The 20855-nt window shown below is 53.6% G+C and carries 11 protein-coding genes; all 11 read left to right on the top strand.

Annotated elements, in window-relative coordinates; translation table 11 throughout:
• Positions 1-31: 31 nt before the first annotated feature.
• The 11 genes from NST04_RS25910 (at position 32) to NST04_RS25860 (ending at position 20786) form a co-directional block, all read left to right on the top strand.
• Positions 32-8755 (top strand): chitobiase/beta-hexosaminidase C-terminal domain-containing protein, encoded by an 8724-nt coding sequence (locus tag NST04_RS25910; protein ID WP_341186771.1) that lies wholly within the window; start codon positions 32-34, stop codon positions 8753-8755.
• A 30-nt stretch (positions 8756-8785) separates the two neighbouring features.
• A complete protein-coding gene (locus NST04_RS25905; RefSeq protein ID WP_341186770.1) occupies positions 8786-9475 on the top strand; it encodes a S1 family peptidase in 690 nt (229 codons plus the stop codon).
• A gap of 265 nt (positions 9476-9740) precedes the next feature.
• A complete protein-coding gene (locus NST04_RS25900; protein ID WP_341186769.1) occupies positions 9741-10103 on the top strand; it encodes a LytR/AlgR family response regulator transcription factor in 363 nt (120 codons plus the stop codon).
• Positions 10104-10189: 86 nt separating this feature from the next.
• Positions 10190-11368: a MalY/PatB family protein gene (locus NST04_RS25895; RefSeq protein ID WP_341186768.1), complete on the top strand. Its 1179-nt coding sequence runs from the start codon at positions 10190-10192 to the stop codon at positions 11366-11368.
• 249 nt (positions 11369-11617) lie between these two features.
• Positions 11618-12574: a nucleoside hydrolase gene (locus tag NST04_RS25890; protein ID WP_341186767.1), complete on the top strand. Its 957-nt coding sequence runs from the start codon at positions 11618-11620 to the stop codon at positions 12572-12574.
• Between the two features lie 141 nt (positions 12575-12715).
• Positions 12716-13969, top strand: coding sequence for a stalk domain-containing protein (locus tag NST04_RS25885; RefSeq protein WP_341186766.1), 1254 nt, complete (start codon positions 12716-12718; stop codon positions 13967-13969).
• Between the two features lie 170 nt (positions 13970-14139).
• On the top strand, positions 14140-15093 hold the full coding sequence (locus tag NST04_RS25880) for a radical SAM protein (RefSeq protein ID WP_341186765.1): 954 nt from the start codon (positions 14140-14142) through the stop codon (positions 15091-15093).
• Positions 15094-15163: 70 nt separating this feature from the next.
• On the top strand, positions 15164-16201 hold the full coding sequence (locus tag NST04_RS25875) for a bile acid:sodium symporter family protein (protein WP_341186764.1): 1038 nt from the start codon (positions 15164-15166) through the stop codon (positions 16199-16201).
• Positions 16202-16672: 471 nt separating this feature from the next.
• Positions 16673-18706: a methyl-accepting chemotaxis protein gene (locus NST04_RS25870; protein WP_341186763.1), complete on the top strand. Its 2034-nt coding sequence runs from the start codon at positions 16673-16675 to the stop codon at positions 18704-18706.
• Between the two features lie 430 nt (positions 18707-19136).
• Positions 19137-19412, top strand: coding sequence for a CD3324 family protein (locus tag NST04_RS25865; protein WP_341186762.1), 276 nt, complete (start codon positions 19137-19139; stop codon positions 19410-19412).
• Between the two features lie 384 nt (positions 19413-19796).
• Entirely contained in the window at positions 19797-20786 is a 990-nt protein-coding gene (locus NST04_RS25860) for a phosphotransferase enzyme family protein (RefSeq protein WP_341186761.1), read from the top strand.
• The last annotated feature ends 69 nt before the right edge of the window (positions 20787-20855 follow it).

Below are 20855 nucleotides of genomic sequence, written 5' to 3'. Positions count from 1 at the left end.
TAAGTCACAATACTATTCAGGTGGTGTCAATATGGCTTTGAAGCGAAAATCATGGATAGGTTATCTAATAGCACTGGCGGTAGTTGTCGTTGCCGCAGTTGCCGGAGGCATCATGGCCAAGGCTGATCCGCAGACCTGGGACAGCGCGGCTAGGACCGAGTGGTACGTGCCAACGAATGATACCTTCAAAATAAAGACTGCTGCAGAGCTGGCAGGTGTAGCCAAGCTCGTCAATGAAGGTACCGTAAACGGTCTAAGCGGTAAAATTATGGAGATTACCGACAACCTGGATCTCTCCGCTTACCAGTGGGTGCCAATCGGTACAGCCGAGCATCCTTTCCGGGGAACATTAATCACGGAAGGCGGATTAATCAAGAAGATTAACGGTTTGAATGTAGTTTCGAACCGTTCTTACCAAGGCTTGGTAGGGAACATGGTAGGCGGTACAGTAGGCGGCCTGATTTTTGAATCAGGCACCATCTCTGTGACCGGAGTAACCTATGATGTCTATGCCGGCTCTGCCGTAGGTAAAATGAGCGGCAGCAGCATTGTGTTTGACATAACCAACCAGATCAATATCACCACGGACGCTTCTCCGTACCACTCCTACGCGGGCGGTATTGTCGGGATGGGCGAAGGGATGATCTCGAACTCTGTCAATAACGCAGCGGTGTCAGCATATGGTTCAGCCGATGTTGGCGGAATGTTGGGCTATGGCGATTCCAGAGGCATTATCATCAAAAAAGTGGTCAATAATGGATCGGTTCTTGCCCAAGGGACGGATAGCTCCGTGCTTACCGCAGGCGGGATTGCAGGTCATACCACAGGACCGCTTAGTCTAAATGACGAAGATACGCCAATCATTAATACGGCTCCTGTCACCATTGATGGCGGAAGTCAGGTTGCGGCAGGCGGGATTGTTGGTAAAGTAGACAACACCGTAGTGTTCTCCAACATGACTACCAATAACGGTGCAATTACCGTTAATGCAGCAGCGGCGGTGAACTCGGCGGCCGGTGCGCTGGTTGGCGCGACAGGCACAGTAGCCAGCCGTGAGGTTTCTATTACGTTTGTGAACACAGCGCCTGTTACCAATAACGGCGGCAAGAACGTATATACGGGCGGGATTGCCGGATATACCGGAAGCACATTCACTTGGACGCATCCTTATGTGAATACACAGGAGATTACAGCATCAGGCTCAGAGAATGTAGCTACCGGCGGATTCGTCGGATATGCCGCAGGCGGGCTGGTGACCAGCAATGCTACGGCTGGAGTATTCCAGAATAGCAAGCTGATCTCAGTTAACGGCGTCACAGGAGTCTACACCGGCGGGATTGCCGGTTATGATGCAGGCGGGAACATCACCCAGACCTCTTCCACAGGTGAACTGAAGGTTAAAGGTACTACGGATGTATATACCGGCGGTACCGTCGGTTACGAAATCGGCGGAACCATTGCATCGGCAGTGACCGGCAAGACTACAGCGGGTCATCTGAATATCACTTCCGATGGTACCATCGGCGGAATCGCCGGTTATCTGGAAGGAACCGTGACTAATTCTTCTATTAAATATGCAACGCTTCAAGTGACTTCGGCTGGCGGCGTTGTCGGCGGGATTGCCGGTAATGCACAGGGAACGGTAAGCGGAGTTACTGCCGGGGATGCTGCTTCGGCAGGCTACAGCACCTTGGTGCTCCAGGCTGCGGTAGCGGGTGCGGCAGACGGACAGTATAATGTCACGTTTGGCGGACTCGTAGGCGTGAATACCAAAGCTTTGACGCTGACCGGCGGCAAGGCTGCACGGATCAGCTTCCTGAATGAAGCCGGAACCAGCGTGTATACAATCGGCGGGGCAGCAGGCAAGCTGACGTCCGAGGCGGTAATCGGTACTGTAGCTGTGCCTGTAGATGTCCAGGATATCGTTACAGAACTGAAGGCCGACAAGGTAAGCTTCGGCGGCGGCGCAGGGCATAACTCGGCTGCCCAGTTCAACGGGCACACGAATCGTATTGAGATTAAGGCTACAGGCGCTTCGGTAAAAGCCGGCGGTATGTTCGGCGAGAACCATTCGGCCGCAGCCACTCCTTACAATCATGCAGAGAATGTAGTTATCACTGCAAGTGGTGCGGATAACCAGCTTGGCGGGAATACCGGCTTCAATGCCGGACAGCTGGTTAACGCTACAGTGACTCAGTTGTCGATTGCAGCCAGCGGTGTCCGTGCGGAAGCGGGCGGAATCGCCGGACATTCGGAAGGGACAGAGGCTCCTGCTGCACGTGCAGGAATTACTTCTGCTGTTCTGAATGTTCCCGGGTCTGACCCGATGATTACCCTGACAGCAACTGATGCTAAAGCGGGAGCGATCGTTGGAGCGGCTACAACGACAGATATTACAATGCCGGAAGTCAACGCTGAAGATGGCGCATTGATGCTCATCCAGGCCCAAGCGGCGAAGCCGTCTGTCGGCGGTCTGGCCGGTACCCTTACGAACAGTAGCATCATCAGTGACAGCAAAAAAGTCAATGTGGAGAATATGCTGATTCTGGCAGGGCCAGCGGCTGCAGATGCCTATATTGGCGGTATTGTAGGCTACAATGAGTCCTCCAGGCTGGAACGTCTGGCAGGTTCGGCAGTCAGTCTGACCCTTAATGCACCGCGCGCTACTGCAGGCGGGGTGGCCGGATATAACCACGGCAGTGCTACAGGCATTATTGTAGACACTTATATCAGCGGTCTGAATTTGAAGGCTAACAACGGAGCAGTGTCCTCTTATGTCGGAGGCATTGTGGGCCTCAATGCAGCCCAAAGTATTGATCCGGTGCTGAATCCTGTGACCTCAGTCAGCACGATTCAGAATACCCGTACACTGGGTACGGTCTCAGCTACCTCCGCAAATGCCATTGTGGGCGGTATGGCCGGCGAGAACCGTACGCTGATTGCCAATAACAGCATTACCGATAAAATTTCGGTGATCTCCAGAGGCAATTCCTCTATCATCGGCGGTCTGGCAGGTGTGAATACAGCATCAGGAACACTCTACTACACGTATTCCAATGCGAACCTGACGATTGAGGGTACAGGTACGCATGCCGGCGGCTTGGCAGGCAGCAATGCCGGTGCAGTCATTGGTTCTTATGTAGATATTGATGTTACTGGCAATGCCCAAGGAACATCAGGCGGTTCAGTTTACCTGGGCGGGCTGATCGGCAGAAATACAGCCGGTACAGTGGAGCAATCCTACTCCGTTTCCAAGGTTACGGCGAACAAAGTCTATACCATTGTCGGCGGTCTGATCGGCGAACTGTCCGGCGGAACGGTTAAGAATTCCTATGTGGCGAAAAGTGTTAACGCTGCTAACAACAATTCTTACGCAGGCGGCTTCGTTGGCCGAATTACTAACGGTAAAATAAGCAATGTTTACTCTGCGGCAGAGGTTAATGTAGCAGCTGATAAGACTGCTTATGCCGGCGGCTTCGCCGGACGTTACGATAATGCAAGTAAAGAACTGCTCTACAAGTCTTACTATATTAAAGACGAAGGACTGAATATCAACCGCGACCTGCCTGATTTCGCAGAGGGCAATCACCGCTGGCTGAATGTGCATGTCCGGCTGACCACGATTCTGTCGGAGACATTGAAGGACAGAACAGTATTCCCGGGCTTGTCGGGCTGGGACTTTGAGGGAGCCTGGAAATACGGCTCGCTGAGCGCAGCCTACCGTTATCCTGAAGTCAACCGCACTGCCAATACCGGTGGCGGAGACAACGGCAATAACGTAAATGCCAATATCAACTGGTACACGAAGGATAAGGATGCAATCGGCTTCGAGATCACCTCGGAGGCTGAGCTTGCCGGTCTGGCGGGAATTGTCAACGGCACCATTGCCGGTGTGGAGCAATTCGGCTTTAAGGACAGAACGGTGACCGTCATGAATCCGATTCATATCCAATCCAAGCAATGGGTGCCTATCGGCGATAAGGAAGCTAGTCCGTTTGAAGGAACGTTCGACGGGAAAAGCCTGCTAATTGACGGCCTGACCCTGCAGCCGGTATATACGCATTCCGGGCTGTTCGGAATCATTGGAGCGGATGCTACAGTGCAGAACATGAATCTTGAGCCGCTCACGGTTGCCGGCAACGGCTACACCGGTGTACTGGCCGGGACGAACCTGGGTACAGTCAAGAATGTGGACCTTAAGCTGCTTGACGGAGTGAAGGTCAGCGGCGGGGTTGTCGGCGGCATCATCGGCCAGAACTCAGGCAGTGTTGCCGGTCTGCAGCTTACGCTGGACGGCGGAAGCCGGATTGAGACAGTAGCTGAAGGCGGCATCGCCGGCGGTCTGATCGGAGACAACACAGCGGATATTACAGCTGACACTTATGTCATCCACGATAAGGACGGCAGCATCGGCAGTGCGGCTGACCATGCGGTTATCGGCGGAATTATCGGGGTTCAGAACGGGAATGTGACAGGTCTGGCCCTTGAAGTGAATTCCAGATACCGGATTTCCTCCACGGGAATGGAAGCCACGGTTGGCGGACTGGTTGGGCATTACCAGAGCGGTCAAGCTGAAGGGCTGACCGTGAGCTTTGCAGACGGTACGCTGGAAGCACGGGGCCTTGGCTCTATCCTTGGCGGTATGATCGGCCAGTCCGATCAAGGGAACAGCATCCGCAATGTAACAGTAACCGGCTCCGGCAGCGGTGTGCAGCTGACAGCTAATGGTACGGCTGGCGGTGTTGTGGGCGCGAAGGAAGGCAGACTCGGCGGAATGCTGGCCCGTTCTGTGGATAACGGCAGCAGCTTCGATATTGAACATGCAGCAGTGTCGGGTGTGAAGCTGGCTACGACCGGCGACAGCTTGAAGGCTGTACTCGGCGGGATTGCCGGATCGGCTTCCCGGACGGCGATCAATGACGCCCGGTTCAAGGCTTCTCTGACGGCCGCAGGTGAAGTAATCACTGCCGGAGGTATTGTGGGAGAGAGCGTTAATTCCATCATCTACAATGCAGATTCATCACCTGAGCTTCAAGCAGCAGCGAAGAGCGGTGAGGTTGCCGTCGGCGGGATCGCCGGAACGATCTCAGCGGACAATATCAATCAAGGCTTTGATTTTGGCAAGGCATATCCGCTGTATAAGGGGATCTACATCGCTAAGGTTCATGATGGACAGATCACAGTCACCGGAACAGACTATCTTGCTGACCTCTATGCGGGCGGTCTGACAGGCAAGAATACGGATGCTTCCATCTATAGCTCCGAGGTTGCCTCCGGTCTGAAGGTAACCGGCGGCAATACTGTGAGTGCAGGCGGAGTTGCCGGGTACAGCAATGGTATCATTGTGGACACTATTGTCAGAAGCGGTGTGAACGCAGATAACAGCAGAGTGATCAATGCCGGCGGGCTTGTCGGCTGGGGAGACGGCGGCGAGATTCATTACAGTAAGGTAATCTCCGGCTCCGGCCAGTCTATCACTATCGGATCGGCGGTTACCCTGGGTGAATCGGTGCCGAATACACGCGTCGGCGGGGTCATCGGAATGGCCGATCATATCCTGATTACGAATAGCCATACGGATATTCCGGTAGTCATTACAGATACGAATCAGGATAATACGATGTATGCAGGCGGCTTCGCCGGACTGCTGGGTGAGAACGGCACACTTGCCGGACAAATTCAGAAGTCTTATGCTACAGGCAAGCTGACTGTCAGCGGCAGATTAGGCTCTTATGTCGGCGGCTTCGCCGGATCTGTAGATCATTACTCGATCACAGATTCCTATGCCTCCGGTGACATCAGCAATACCGGCTTCGACACACGCAGCGGCGGTTTCGGAGCCTCCGTGGAGAGAAGCGGCAGCATCAGCAAGTCTTACGCTTTGCAGAACAAGATTTCCACCGTTGGAGTCAAGTCCTCGACCCGTTCCTACAACGGCGGCTTCGCCGGATATAATGACGGTGCGCTTACTAGTGTGTACGCGAATGTGCCGCAGATTAACGTTGCGGTTGCGGGGGACAATGTCTCCAAGGGTGCACTGGTCGGCTACAACTTCCGGGACGGCAAAATTATTAGTTCATCCTACACAGGCACACTGTCCGCTGTAGGCCGCAACACAGGTGCAGCCGCAGCTGCCGTAAATACAGCAGCTGTTGATCCGCTGGCTTCAGGACTATGGAGTATCGATTATGACACTACCTTCCTGAATGACCTGACGGGCGGTGCCATTACAGTGCAGACTCCGCTGCAGCTTGCAGGGGCAGTCATGTTCTATAACGAGACTGGACTGAATTATTACAAGCTGTTCAACAGAACGGCAGAGAACAAGCCGGAGCTGGCAACGATCCTGCTTGGGGCAGATATCGATCTTGCCGGACGCTACTGGACGGCATTCGACAGCTTCACGGGAGTGTTTAACGGCCAAGGCCATACGCTAAACGGACTTTCTCTGAAAGCCTCCGGCCAGCAGACAGCCGGATTTATCAAGGATAACCGTGGACAGCTCCTGAATGTGAACTTTACCGGAGCAGAGCTCTCCGGCGCAGTGAATACAGGTATTGCTGCCGGGATCAACCACACAGGTGCAGTTATCCAGAATGTGAAAGTCAGCGGTTCCGTGGCTGGCAGTGCTGCCGCAGGCGGGGCTATAGGCGTGAATCAGGGAACTCTGGAGAAGGTCACAAATGAAGGAGTGAAGCTTGCCGGAGCGGGCCGGATTGGCGGCATTGCCGGAAGCAACGCTGGTGTGATTCACCAGGCTGTATCGAAGGGCAGCATTGATGGTTCATCTGTACTGGCCGCAGGCGGAATTGCCGGTGAGAACAGTGCGGAAGGCTCCATCACTGAATCGCTTGTCTATGGCGATATCCGTGTAGCTTCGGCTCAGGCAATCGCTGGCGGGATCAGCGGCCTGAATGCTGGAGAGATCAAGAACAGCTATTCTGCCGCCACGGTTCTCGCCGAAGGCATGTCTACTGCTTGGGCTGGCGGAATTGCCGGTCTGGCAGAGAGCGGCTCCATTACTTCTTCCCTGAATACCGGAGAAGTAAAGGCTGGAGTGAAGGGCAAGATTCAACCGCTGCAGGCCTTCTTCGGAGGAATTGCCGGACAGAAGTCTGAGCATGCCACGATCAGCGGCTCCTTGTTCAACAGACAAATGCTGAAGAACAATATTGCCTATTACAATTTGGATGGTCAGGCAGTGGCCGGCAATAACAGCAGTGCCATGGGGCTGCCGGGTGCAGAGCTTACCACTGCGAATCTGCCCGCAGGCCTGGATGCCGGAGTCTGGACAGCCCAGAACACCTTCTATCCAGTGCTTGCAGCCTTTAACGGAACAGACGAAGGGACTCTGGCTTCAGCCGCTGTTATCCTGGACCCGCAGGATCTGATTAACCGCGTGGGTTCGGCATTCCACATGAGCAGCGGCGGAGCACTCTCCTGGAGCGCTGATCCGTCCAAGGCTGTAGTGAACGGTACAACCGGCAGCCTGATATCAGGCGGCAGTGCAGTGCTGAAGGCAACCGCTGGAGGACAGAGCAGAAGTATTGCTATTAATACAGCAGCTCTCCAGTATCCGAGCGCAGCAGTTGCGCCAACTGCAACTCCTGCAGATAAGAGTTTCACCACTGAAGTGAAGGTAGAGCTGGCAACAAGTGAGCAGGGCGGAAGCATATACTATACACTGGACGGTACGACACCTACAGAGTCTTCCCGGGTGTACAGCGGCCCCATCGCTCTGAACAGCACAACAACGGTTAAAGCCGTTACCATTACTTCCGGCAAAGAGTACAGCCCGGTTGCAGCCTGGACCTGGACGCTTGTAGTCCCTAATCCGAGCCCTAATCCAAACCCTGGTACCGGCAATGGAGGCGGTGGCCCTGGTCCGGCAGCTCCGCTTCCAAGCCCGACACCTGCACCGGCAGCTCCCGCGATTACTGCGGTTGCCGGAACATCAACAGTAACGGGTGACAGCGAAGCTCCAGTCAAGGTTGCTAAGAACAGCAAGCTTGCACTGACGGCTCCAGATGGGCAGACGATCTATTACACAACGGACGGCAGCATTCCGACTACCAAGAGCACGAAATACACTGGTGAGCTGCTGATTACCAAGAGTATGACGATCAAAGCGATTACGGACAAAGATGATAAAGTTATTACCATTGAGTATGTGGTAGAGAATGCAAAGTACAGCTTGAAGAGTAACAGCGGCGAGATCAAGTATATGGCAGCCTATCCGAACGGCCTGTTCATGCCGAACGCTGCCATTACCCGGTATGAGCTGATCCAGTCCCTTGCACCGCTGCTTGATATGGAAGAAGTAAATGTAGGCAACCTGTTCAAGGATGTCAATGCCGAGAATAAAGGCTTGACCGGATTCTTCGCATCGGCCGGCATTATTGAAGGCTTCCCGGATGGCGGATTCGGCGGAACCAAGGGCTTGACCCGTGCGGAATTCTCCAAAATCATGACAACCGTGCTGAAGCTCGATGTAACTCAGAACGGCGTGACCAAGCAGAAGGATCTGCAGGGCCACTGGGCAGAGAAGTACGTGAATGCCCTGTCGCAGGCAGGATACGTGCAAGGCTTCCCTGACGGAACCTTCAAGCCGGGAACACCGATTACCCGTGCGCAGGCCGTAGTGCTGATCAACCGGATTGCCGGCACGAAGAAGCTGACGGTAACCGCTGTACAGTTCAAGGATCTTCCGGCTACCCACTGGGCTTACAAAGACATCATGTCGGTTGTGAAATAACAGAAATTCATAAGTGAAGGAGCTCGGCGGATGAAAACAAAGCTGCTTGCCGTAAGCCTGGTCCTCTCATTGATCTCGGCGATACTTTTCTATTCGGACACCACCAGTGCGGATACACCTGAGGCGTATAACGCTGAACAAAGCTATGGAATAGCGGGTAAGGCGATCTTTTATCTGCGTGTGCTGAAAAGCGACGGTACTGCAAGCTCCACCGGAACAGGAATAATCCTGTCTCCGGCCGGTACCGCAGCAACGGCGTATCATGTGGTCAAAAACGCACAGCGCATTGAAGGAGTCATGGCGGATGGGACGGTGATTAGTCCGATTAAAGTCACGAAGTCCGACGAGCTGAAGGATGTGGCCATCCTTGAATTGCCAAGTCCCGCTGCGATGAAGCAAAAGGATAATGCCTATGCTTATCTGCCGCTGCGGGAGGACAAGCTGAGACATGGTGAAGCGGTGTATGCCCTCGGGTATCCGCTCAAGAATACAGCGATCATCACGGAGGGGATCGTCAACACTCCAGCAGCCGACATTAACGGCCGAAGCCGGATTCTAACCTCAGCCCAGGTGGCAAGCGGAATGTCCGGGGGACCTCTGCTGGATACGCACGGCGAGCTGGCGGGTATCATCTCCGGTTCCCTGCGGACGATGAATAACATTCATTTGATTGTGAATATGGAGGATCTGCGCAGCCTGCTGCCAGCTTCCTTCAACTAAAAGCAATACCAGAAGCAGCTTACACTTGAGGCTGCAATATAATACCGACTAGGGCTGTCCTCAGGCGTTTCTTGGCAAACGCGGGGACAGCACTTTTTTTAAAAATATAAGAACTTATAGGTTTCACACGATAACTTATCCTTCTATTTCTCGCTGAAACGGTACCGTCCTTTACAAGGACGGCAAAGCCGTTTCCACTTGAATATAGAATGTATAAGCTGCTTGATAATCGTAATGCATCCCTATGGAAGGAGGAGGAGCCCGGGTGATTAAGGCCTATTTGCTGGATGTGAATCAGAAGGATCTCTATAAGCTGTCATCGATGCTTCAGCATACAGGCAAGGTAAATGTGATCGGTATGTCTGCTTATCCCGAGAATGTTGTGGACCGGATTGTTCTGCTGCAGCCCGACGTGCTGTTTCTGGATCTTCAGCTGCCCGGTCACCAAGGAGTCGTAGTAGCCGAGCTCGTGAAGAAAAAGCTGCCGGATATTCAGATTGTGGTGGTCACAGAGACGAAGCAGCATGCCCTGTGGGCCTTCGACCAGGACATTGTGGATTATGTGCTGAAACCGCTGGAGGAGGTCCGGCTGGGCCAGTCTCTGGAGCGGTTGCGCAAGGGAAGCTGAAGCAGGCTGGTTGATGGAATCAGGATGCCGGATGTCTCTGCCCATGGTACAATGTACGGACAAGCAGAAAGGATGGGTGATTTTAGTTGAAGTATGATTTTAACCGTGTCATTGACCGCCGCAATACCCGTTCCTACAAATGGGACCAGTCCGAGAAGCTGTTCGGAGACAAGGAGATTCTCCCGCTATGGGTGGCCGATATGGACTTTGCAAGCCCTCCTGCGGTACAGGAAGCGATTCTGCGCCGCGTACAGTCAGGAATATACGGCTACAGTGTATCGGGCGACTCTTACAAAGCGGCGATTGCGGGCTGGTACCGCAGACGCCATGACTGGGAGATTCAGGAGGAGTGGATCTCGGATTCTCCGGGGATTGTAACCTCACTCAGCCTGTCTGTGGAGCTGTTCAGCCAGCCGGGGGATCAGGTGATTCTGCAATCGCCGGTCTACTATCCTTTCTATGATGTGATCCGGATGAATGACCGCAAGGTGGCGGTGAATCCGCTGAAGCTGGAAGCAGGCCGTTATGTCATGGATTACGCCCAGCTGGAAGAGCTGATGGCGGGTGGCGCGAAGCTGCTGCTGCTGTGTAATCCGCATAATCCGGGCGGCAGAGTATGGGAACGGGAGGAATTGCTGCGTCTGGGCGAGCTATGCCTGCGGTACGGGGTTACGGTGATCTCGGATGAGATTCATTGCGATATGATCATGCCCGGACACAAGCATATTCCGTTTGCTTCCCTGTCCCCGGAGCTGTCTGACATTACGCTGACCACACTGGCGGCTACCAAGACCTTCAATCTGCCGGGTCTGCAGACCTCGTATATCGTCACCTCCAGCCCGGAGCTAAAACGGAAGTTCGACTATAAGATTAAGACGCTTAGCCTGCATATGTCGGCCTTCTTCTCGCCGGAGGCTGTGGAAGCGGCATATAACGAAGGGGGAGAATGGCTGGATGAGCTGATTCTGCACATTAACGGCAACGCGGACTACGCCATCTCCTATCTGGCCGGGCATCTTCCGCAGGTGAAGCCGATGCAGCCGGAAGCCACCTATCTGCTATGGATGGACTGCCGGGCCCTCGGGCTCGATGCGGACGGGCTCAAGCAGCTGATGTACCGTGAGGCTAAGGTGGCGTTCAATGAAGGCTCCGTCTTCGGACCGGAAGGCCAAGGCCATCTGCGGATCAATCTCGCCTGCCCACGCTCCGTGCTGGCTGAAGCGCTGGAGCGGTTCGTGAAGGCTGCGGCCGCTTATGTAACCTGATAATCTGTAATGAAGAATCCGTCGCCTGATGAGGCTGGCGGATTCTTTGTTTAAATATAAGAATTTATATGTTTCACACGATACATTATCCTTCTAATTCTCGCTGAAACGGATACCGTCCTCTTAAGGACGGCGTAGCCGTTTCTGCTTGTGTGCAAACCATATTGAGCAACAGGTAACCCCATGTTAAGATGAGCAGTGCGAATAAGCCGAGAGAGCAAAGTGAATATAGGGAGTGGAGAGATAGAGATGAGTAACAGCACAACTAGAATCATCATCGATTGTGACACAGGAATAGACGATGCACTGGCGATATTGTATGCGCTCCGGGCGCCGGGGGTAGTGGTTGAGGGGATTACGACGGTGTTCGGCAACATTGATGTGCAGCAGGCGGCGGATAACACGCTGCGGCTGCTTGAGCTTGCGGCTCCGGGCTATGAAATCCCGGTAGCGCTCGGGGCTTCCCGGGCGTTGGTTCGCGAGCTAACAGGCTTCTCCACTCATGTCCACGGGGAAAATGGCATTGGCGGCGTTCAGCTTCCCCCTTCCCGGCAGGTGCCGGTTCAGGAGACGGCCGCAGAGTTCATTGTGCGGATGGCGGATGAGCATCCGGGAGAGTTGGTGCTGGTGACGCTCGGACGGCTGACGAACCTGTCGCTGGCCCTGGATCTGGACCTGCAGCTGACCTCCAAGCTGAAGAAGGTGGTGGTTATGGGCGGCACGGTCTTTAAGCCGGGCAATGTCACGCCGGTGGCCGAAGCCAATCTGTGGGGCGACCCGGATGCGGCTGACCGTGTATTCACCTCAGGGCTGCCTGTAATGATGATCGGGCTGGATGTGACACTTCAGACGCGGATTACATCCGAGCATGTGGAGCTGCTGAAGCGGCATGGACGGGAAGAGAATAAGGCGGTTATCGACTTCATGGAAGAGTCGCTGGCGTATTATTTTAAATTTTACCGCGAGGCGAACTATCTGATTAACAGCGCTCCGCTGCATGATCCGCTGGCCCTGATGGCTGCCTTGGAGCCGGATCTCGTAACCTGCCGCCGGATGAAGGTCCGTGTAGAGCATCAGGGGGCGTTCACCTCCGGTATGGTCGTAGCAGATTTGCGGGCACAGCCCAAAGAAGGCGAATTCATCGAAGTGGCTGTAGAGGTGGATGCGGAACGGGCGGTTGGTGTCTTTTTGAGCGTATTTATGTAGGTGTAAGGGGAACCCCGGACGGGTGAATCTGCAATGGTTACAATACCTTCATTTGCTATATTTATCTAGTTTGCTAGAATAGTAGGGAATGTAAGGTTGAGAGATTCACAATCTATCTAAGAGAATGGGGAACTTATTCATATGAAGAAGCATTTGGCCAAAATAGTATTATGCGCAGCGATCTCACTAGGCAGCCTTACGGCACTCCCGGCAAGTGCGGTCCATGCGGCGCCTGCGGGTGTGAGTATTATGCTGGACGGTTATCCGCTGCCGTTCCCGGTAGAGCCGGTGATGATGAATGGAACGACTATGGTGCCTTTCCGCGCCATCTCAGAAGCCCTGGGAATTCAGGTGGAATGGAATCAGAAGGCCCGCAAAATCACGGCCACCCGGAAGGACGCAGCTGGCGCTGCTCCAACCGTAGTGGTCCTGACACTCGGCAGCAAAGATGCAGTCGTGAACGGGACAGTGGTGAAGCTTGCGGCAGCGCCGCAGGATATCCGCGGAACGACGATGCTGCCGCTCAAATTCTTCAGCCAGCAGTTCGGGGCGGCAGCCTCCTGGGATCAGGCGTCCAAGACCGTGTCCATCACCTCCCCGAAGCGGGACATGTACACCTTAGGCTTTTACGCACAGAAGGCGTACAGTGAGGTCTCGCTGATTCCGAGCTTTGATGCGGTTGCTTTTGGCTGGGCGCGGATTGACAGGGACGGCCAGTTCACCACCACGGGCAAGGATTTCTGGTGGCCGGAGGCGGCAGGCGAGGTTACGCCGGAATCGATTGTGCAGAATGCCGCAGCGGGTGGGACGGCACCCTACCTGATGGTCTATTCGAGTGACTCGTCGCTGGAGCTGAGCAAGAATCTGGAGGATACGCAGCTCCAGCAGCAGACGATCGCCAGTATTGTTGAACTTGCTTCCAGCAAGGGATTCAAGGGTATCGGACTGGATCTGGAAGGACTGGGACTGACCGGGGATAAGGCGCTGGTGCAGAGCCAATATAACGCTTTTGTCAAAAATCTCTCCACAGCCGCCCGTGCCGCCAGCCTCAAGCTGACCGTCATTCTGCATCCGCTGAACAGCTCCTACAAGGGGTATGACTACAAGACGCTGGGGACACTTGCGGACGATCTGGTTATCATGGCTTATGCCTATGAAGGGGAGACCGGGCCGGAGCCGATGAATAAGGTCGATGAGAGCATCCGGCTGGCGCTTGATCAGGTCAGCAAGGACAAGCTGATTCTCGGGATATCGGTCTACAGTGAGAACGAAGCCTCCGTCAATGCTAAGATCGGTCTGGCTAAGCGTTACGGCCTTAAGGGAATTGCGGTCTGGCGTCTGGGGATCATCGGCCAGCCGGTGCTGAACCGGATGGGCGAAGCTATCGAGCTGTAGCAGGTACATCTATCTTAATGAAGACTGCTGTATGGTGAGCCTATAACCGTGCAGCAGTCTTTTTGCAAAGAACAAATATCAAATGTCACATTAACCTCGCGGGCTAACCTGTATAATTCTATAGTTAACTTTATTGCGAATGTTTGCACATCCAAGGAGGACTATAGAAGATGAGTACGAAATATAAAGCACTGGAACTGGATAAGCCGATGACGTATGAGCTGGAAGGTCTGGAAGTCGGCGTGACCTCGAATTGCAATTTCCGCTGTGATTACTGCTGCGCTTACAATAGAAACGATGGTCAGACACTGGACGGTAAGGAGGTCATCCGCATTCTGGAGGAGCTGCCTAATCTGAAGCGTGTGCGTCTGTCGGGCGGAGAGGTTACACTGAAGTTTCAGGATTGTGTGGAGATCGTTGCCTATTGCACCTCCCGGGGCATTCAGACCCAGCTCAACTCGAACGGCAGCCTGCTGAATGAAGAGCGAATCGCACAGCTGGTCGAGGCAGGTCTGACAACGATACATATCTCTTTCAACTTCACCACCGCCGAGGGCTTCTCGCGTTATTACAACATTCATTCTAGTGTCTATCACAAAATCAGAGAGAACATCACCATGTTCGCCAAAACAAACGTGAATGTCGTCCTGGAGACGCTGCTGTTCAATGAAACGCAGGATCATATGCAGGAAATCAGCGAGCATGTCTATTCTATGGGCGTAAGAACGCATGAAATCCAGAATAGTATTATCATGGGACATACCGGCTGGAAGGCGATTGCCGCCCGGGAACAGCTGAAGAATGCCGTCAATGAGCTGATTGCGCGGAAGCCGGAGGATACCACCCTCTACTTCACCTGTATGGACCGGTTCATGGACGCAATGGGCTTCGAGGAGCAGCCGGGCGTCTATTTCCCGCATTGCATTGAAGGGATGAAGCAGCTTCATCTGCACGGCAACGGCGATATTCTGATCTCCGAGCTGTGCCACCCGGTCATTATCGGCAATATCTATAACGGAACGTCACTGAAGGACTTGTACAGCAACATGCCGGCACCGCTGTCGGACTATCTGGAGAAACGGCCTTGCCCGGCGCTGGACGCTTTGTTCCCGCAAGGAGTATAGCTCATTTACCGGATCTGGCAGCAGAGAGAGTCAGTGCAGCGGTGTATGATGGCATAGTTAACATGGAGGGATGAGAACCATGCTTGGTGCAGTAAGACGCGGATTAATATCATCCAACCGTGTGCTGGAGCGGATCATGCCGCTGCTAACACCCGCAGCCATCGTAGTTGGCGTGCTCAATGAGGTGTCCCTGCTTCCGTTAACGTGGCTGGTGCCTTGGATCTTCGCCGGTATGACGCTGATCGGCAGTTTGAAATCGAATTTCCGGGATCTGCTAGCCGTGCTGGTCAAGCCGCAGAAGCTGATTATTCTGCTGGTTATCCTGCACGTTGTAATGCCGCTGATCGGCTGGCTGGCCGCGATGCTGTTCTTCCCGGGCGATCCTTATACGGTTACAGGTTATGTGCTGCTGTTCGCGATTCCAACCGGGGTGGTCAGTGTAGTCTGGGTATCCATGCATGGCGGGAATATTGCGCTTACGCTGGCGCTGATCCTGATTGATACGCTGTTATCGCCATTGATTGTGCCAGCTACCTTATATGTCCTGATGGGGGCGAGCGTACAGATGGACGCCGGTGAGATGATGCGGGGCCTGCTCTGGATGGTGGTGCTCCCCTCCGTAGCGGGAATGCTGCTGAATCAATTCAGCAAAGGCAAGATCAGTGCTGCCTGCGGGCCGCCGCTGGCCCCGTTCGTCAAGGTGGGCTTGTTCACGGTGGTGTCAATCAACGGTGCCAGCATTGCCCGGTACCTGAAGCATCCGGACGGCAAACTCGTTCTAATTATTGCGGTTACCTTCGTTACGGTTGCGCTCGGCTATGTTATTGGAGCATTCGTCTCGCGCCGCCTCCATTATGACCATGAGAGCTCCGTGGCCGTGCAGTTCAACTCCGGCATGCGTAATCTCAGTGCAGGCGCAGTATTGGCTGTGAGCTACTTCCCGCCAGCCGTGGCGCTGCCTGTGATCTCCGGTATGCTGTTCCAGCAGATTCTGGCTGCCTGCTCCGGCTTGTTCATCCGCAGCAGGGTGAGACGGCGGCAGGTGGCTGATCAGCGGACAGATCGGCCGGGTGCCCCAGCCCCGGCAGACAGCCGCAGCCCGATGTAGAATAGCCCCCGTTATATGAACCCGTTTTTCCTGATCATGCCGCTGTCAGTGGCAGAAAGGAAGAGCGGGTTTTGTAGTGTGTGTGGGATAAAATGTATAATTAATGCCTTGTTTCGACAAAATTCGATGATATTTCTGAAAATACTACAAGAAATATTCATTATTTTCGAGGAAAATCCGATAATTATTGTAATAATGTAACCATTTTGGCGGTTTGGAAGCTATATAAGCAGCATTCAAGAAATAAACGAAAAGCAAAAAGAAGCGGAGGGGAAATTTGGAACTGTAGGAGCGATAGCGTCCGCCTTTGTCAACGGATTTCTACCACGAAGAGCGGATTAAATCTGAGAAATCCGTTGACAACAGCGGCCGAAAGTCCAAATGTTCACCGCAGTGACGACCTAGCTTCGAGTTCAAAACAAAGTGCGCTTTATTAGTGGATTAGAAAAGGGCGGAAGGAAGTAGAAAATCATGAAGATTCGTATGAAGCTATCGGTTATGATGATTGTCGTTACACTTATTTCTACAGCATTAATGGGGATTTTTACGTACACCAAATCTACAGGAACCATCATGAATCTTACTGAATCTTCTATGGAACAGATGAGCACCAATAAAGCGCAGACCATTGCCGCCATGATTGATAAAGAGAAGCGTAGTATGCAGCTGGTAGCCGGGGATAGCGAGATTGTACAGCTTTTGACGCAGGCAGGAAATAACGGACTCAGCGCCGGAAATCCCCTGCAGAATCAAGTGAATGTAAAGCTTCAGGGTCTGGTGAAGGATGCAGGCAACCTGGAGCATATGTTTGTGGTTGATCTGAAGGGAACGGCAGTGGCGGATAGCGATACCAAGCTGGTCGGCGCCAACTTCAGCGACAGAAATTATACGAAGAATGTCTTGAAGACCGGGTTGCCTGTAATCAGCGAGACGCTGAAATCCAAGTCCACAGGGGCTTATATTCTGGCTTTTGTCCATCCGGTGATGAGCGGTGAGAATATGATCGGGTTCGTCGCTTCGGCAGTCCGGGCGGACAGTCTGGTGACTTATCTGGCAGATGCCAAGGTGGCGGGTGCACCTTCCTCTTATGCTTACCTGGTGGATGAAACGGGGAATACGCTGTATCATCCCGACGGGAAGAAAATAGGTTCACTGGTGGAGAACGAATCTATCAAAGCCGTGGTTGAGCGGGTGAAGGCGGGGGAGAGCGTTGCGGATGGCATTGTGGAATATACCTTCAACGGGGCTAAGAAAAAAGCTGCCTACACCGTGCTCCCGGAGACGAAATGGACTCTGGTGCTGACCGGAGATGTGGACGAGGTGCTGCAGCCGGTGAGCGAGATGACGAATTTCATTATGCTGCTCGGCCTGGGAAGCCTGCTGCTCACTCTGCTGATCGGGACTACAGTGGCTACCCGGATCTCCTCACCGATTATCAAGCTCACGGAGCTGGTTAACCGCACGGCGGAGCTGGATCTCAAGTATGATAATCAATATGAATATTTGACTAAAAGTAAAGACGAGACAGGAACCATCGCCAAGGCAATGTTCCATACCCGCGCGGCGCTGCGTGAGATGGCCGGCAGTCTGATTGCCATCTCCTCCAAGGTGCTGGACAATGCCGAGACGCTGGAGAAGCTGTCGAACGAAGTCAGAGAGAATGCGCATGATAACTCAGCCACTACCGAGCAGTTGTCGGCAGGTATGGAGGAGACAGCGGCTTCTACTGAGGAGATGACGGCGGCCATTCACGAGGTTCAGAACTTTGTCAGCATGATCACCAGCAAGGTAAAAGAAGGCTCCGGCTTATCCAGCCAGATTACGGAGCGGGCCCTGGCCCTTCAGCATGATGCGGTGACCTCCACCGGGAACGCGAAGCAGATCTATAGCTCGGTCCGCAGTGAAATGCAGAAGGCTATCGAGCAATCGGGAGCGATCCACGAGATCAACGTGCTGGCAGATACGATTCTCTCGATTACCAGCCAGACCAATCTGCTGGCCCTGAACGCAGCAATTGAAGCTGCACGTGCGGGTGAGGCAGGCCGGGGCTTCGCCGTGGTCGCCGGTGAGATCCGCAAGCTGGCCGAGAAGTCCTCCGAGACGGCGGCCGGCATTCAGGAGGTGGTTAAGAATGTCTATTCCTCCGTAGAGCAGATGAAGGAGCATTCTGAAGCCGTGCTGACGTTCATTGACCGCAATGTGCTGGGCGATTATGAGCGCCTGACCGAGGTCGGCCATCAGTATAACAGTGATGCTTCCACGATTAACGAGCTTATGAGCCAGTTCGAGGAGTCAGCCGATCATCTGAACGAGACCGTCTCCAGCATCGCTATCGCTGTCAATGAAGTGGCGGCTACTGTGAACGAGGGAGCTGTCGGCGTGCAGGATATTGCGGAGAAGACGGCCGATATTGTGGAGAAGACCTTCCATGAAGCCACCATGGCGGATGAGAATACGCAGAGTGCCAAGGAGATGCAGCAACTGGTAGAGAGATTCAAAATCTAAGCCGGTTTCAGCAGATCTTTACCTGGGCTTCATCTGTTTTTAAGCTTGAGGGGGTATAGTACTCACATACCCCCCTTTAATATAACTTTTGGCCCCGCCGGACGCTGGCGGGGCCCCTTTTTTTATTTCTCGCTGAAACGAATGCCATCCTTTAAAAGGACGGCAAGGCCGTTTCCACTTGTGTACACTATTTGCACAGAAGCCGGGGCATCCGGTATGCTATATGTAAGTATAATACTGGAAGGAGGACGCTTCATGAGAAGATTAATGCTCAGCTCTGCGCAGAGTCTATGGACCCACACACAGCGGTTAATGTGCAGAGCGGATAGCTATACTCCGCTGTAACGATTCCCCAGTTCCTCTGTGAATACCTGTCTGATAGACTCTGCTGCCTTGATAAGTTGAACTAACTTAAAAGGAGCGGAGCAAGATGAAATATATTAATGCAGATGTGATATTGCCGCAGCAGCTGCTGCAGGAGATTCAGAAATATATGCAGGGCGGGATGCTCTATATCCCGAAGCCTGAGGGACAGCGCAAGCGGTGGGGGGAGAATTCAGGCGGCAGATCCTACTTAAGTGCCCGGAACCAGTCCATCCGTGAGCATTATGCCAGCGGACTAAGCGTAACCGAACTGGCGGAGCAATTCTGCCTGTCAGCCGACAGCATCAAGAAGATTGTGTATGGAAACAAGCAGAGAGGATAGAGGTCTTAAAGGCACATAAGGTAGCCATTTCTGCTTATGGGGTTCACCCCGGGCTGGCTTTGATTGCACTATGTACACTACATTCCTCTAAAACCCCTCGAAAAGTAGCATCTGCTGCACTCTGTACAGTAGAATTTTGCACAGGCGGCCTTTTGGATCATATATACAGAAATCTAGTGTATAAAATACAATTGCAGCGTCCACTCGCAAGTACTCAAGCTGATCCACCCTAAACAGTGAGGCTGTCCCAAGAAGTCGCGTTATGACTCTTGGAGCAGCCTCTTCTTTTTGTGCAAAAGTCAGGTTATACCTGTCTATTATCTATGTCCGCCGCCTCCGCCAACCCTATAATGAGTGCAGACATCCATATGAGGGGGCAGGAAGATGAAATTAGAAACAGCAGCAAGGGATATAGTACTGCGGGCGCTTAAGGCGTATGAATTAGATTGGACGAAGATCGAATATATTGGACAATCCGATAACGTTACCTTCAAGCTAGAGACGGAAACTGCGGGGAAGCTGCTGCTGCGGCTTCATGGCGCACGGTGCAGCCGGGCAGAAATTCTGTCGGAGCTGGAGTGGCTCAGGCATCTCAGCGGGGCAGCGGAGCTGGTTGTCCCTGTGGGGCTGCCCGATTCAAGCGGCAGTTATATCCTTGAGTCTGGCAATGAAGCTGGCGGTGAAGCGCAGCAGCTTAACTATGTTACCCTGATGCGCTGGATCGAAGGGGAGCATTCAGCGGGCAATCTGCAAGATGAGCAGCTCTACGCTGTAGGGGTGATGCTGGCCGGGATGCATGAAGCGGGCGAACAGTTTGTACCCTCCGCTGAGTTCACCCGGCCGGCTTGGGGAGCGGACAGCTTCCGCAAGGAATGGGATAAGCTGGAGAAGCATCATGAGGCTATGGTCCCGGAAGCTGGGTGGAAGCTCTATCAGGCTGCCGCCGCCAGAATCCCTAGTGAACTCAATGCTATGACGCCGGCCCCCGGAAGCTATGGCCTGATTCACGGTGATCTGCACTTTGGGAACGTGGTATTCGCTGAGGGTCAGCCCCGGGCAATTGATTTCGGCCGCTGCGGCTACGGCTATTACCTCTATGATCTGACCGCGGCTCTGCTGGAGCTGTCCACGGAGCAGCGCAGGAGCCTGATTCGGGGCTACAGCAGCGTCCGTGCGCTGGAACCTGATTATGAACGGAAGCTGGAATGCTTCTTTGTCATGATCATGATCAGTAATTACAGCCATCACATCTCTAATCCGGATGAGCTCCCCGGCTTGTGCGAAGAACAGCCGTATGCGCTGGCTTACCTTAGAGAATATGTGAACGGCGCGAGCTTTTTGTTCAGGAGAATTGAACCCTTCGTGATAGCGTGAGGGCCGTACTTCACTTGCTGTTCCCCGGAAGATGCCGGTGGAGCGGCTTTTTTGTGTGCGCCGGTGCCG

It is taken from the genome of Paenibacillus sp. FSL H7-0756 (genome assembly GCF_038006765.1).
GTDB lineage: Bacteria > Bacillota > Bacilli > Paenibacillales > Paenibacillaceae > Paenibacillus_AQ.
This window is presented reverse-complemented; position numbering and strand designations above follow the sequence as displayed.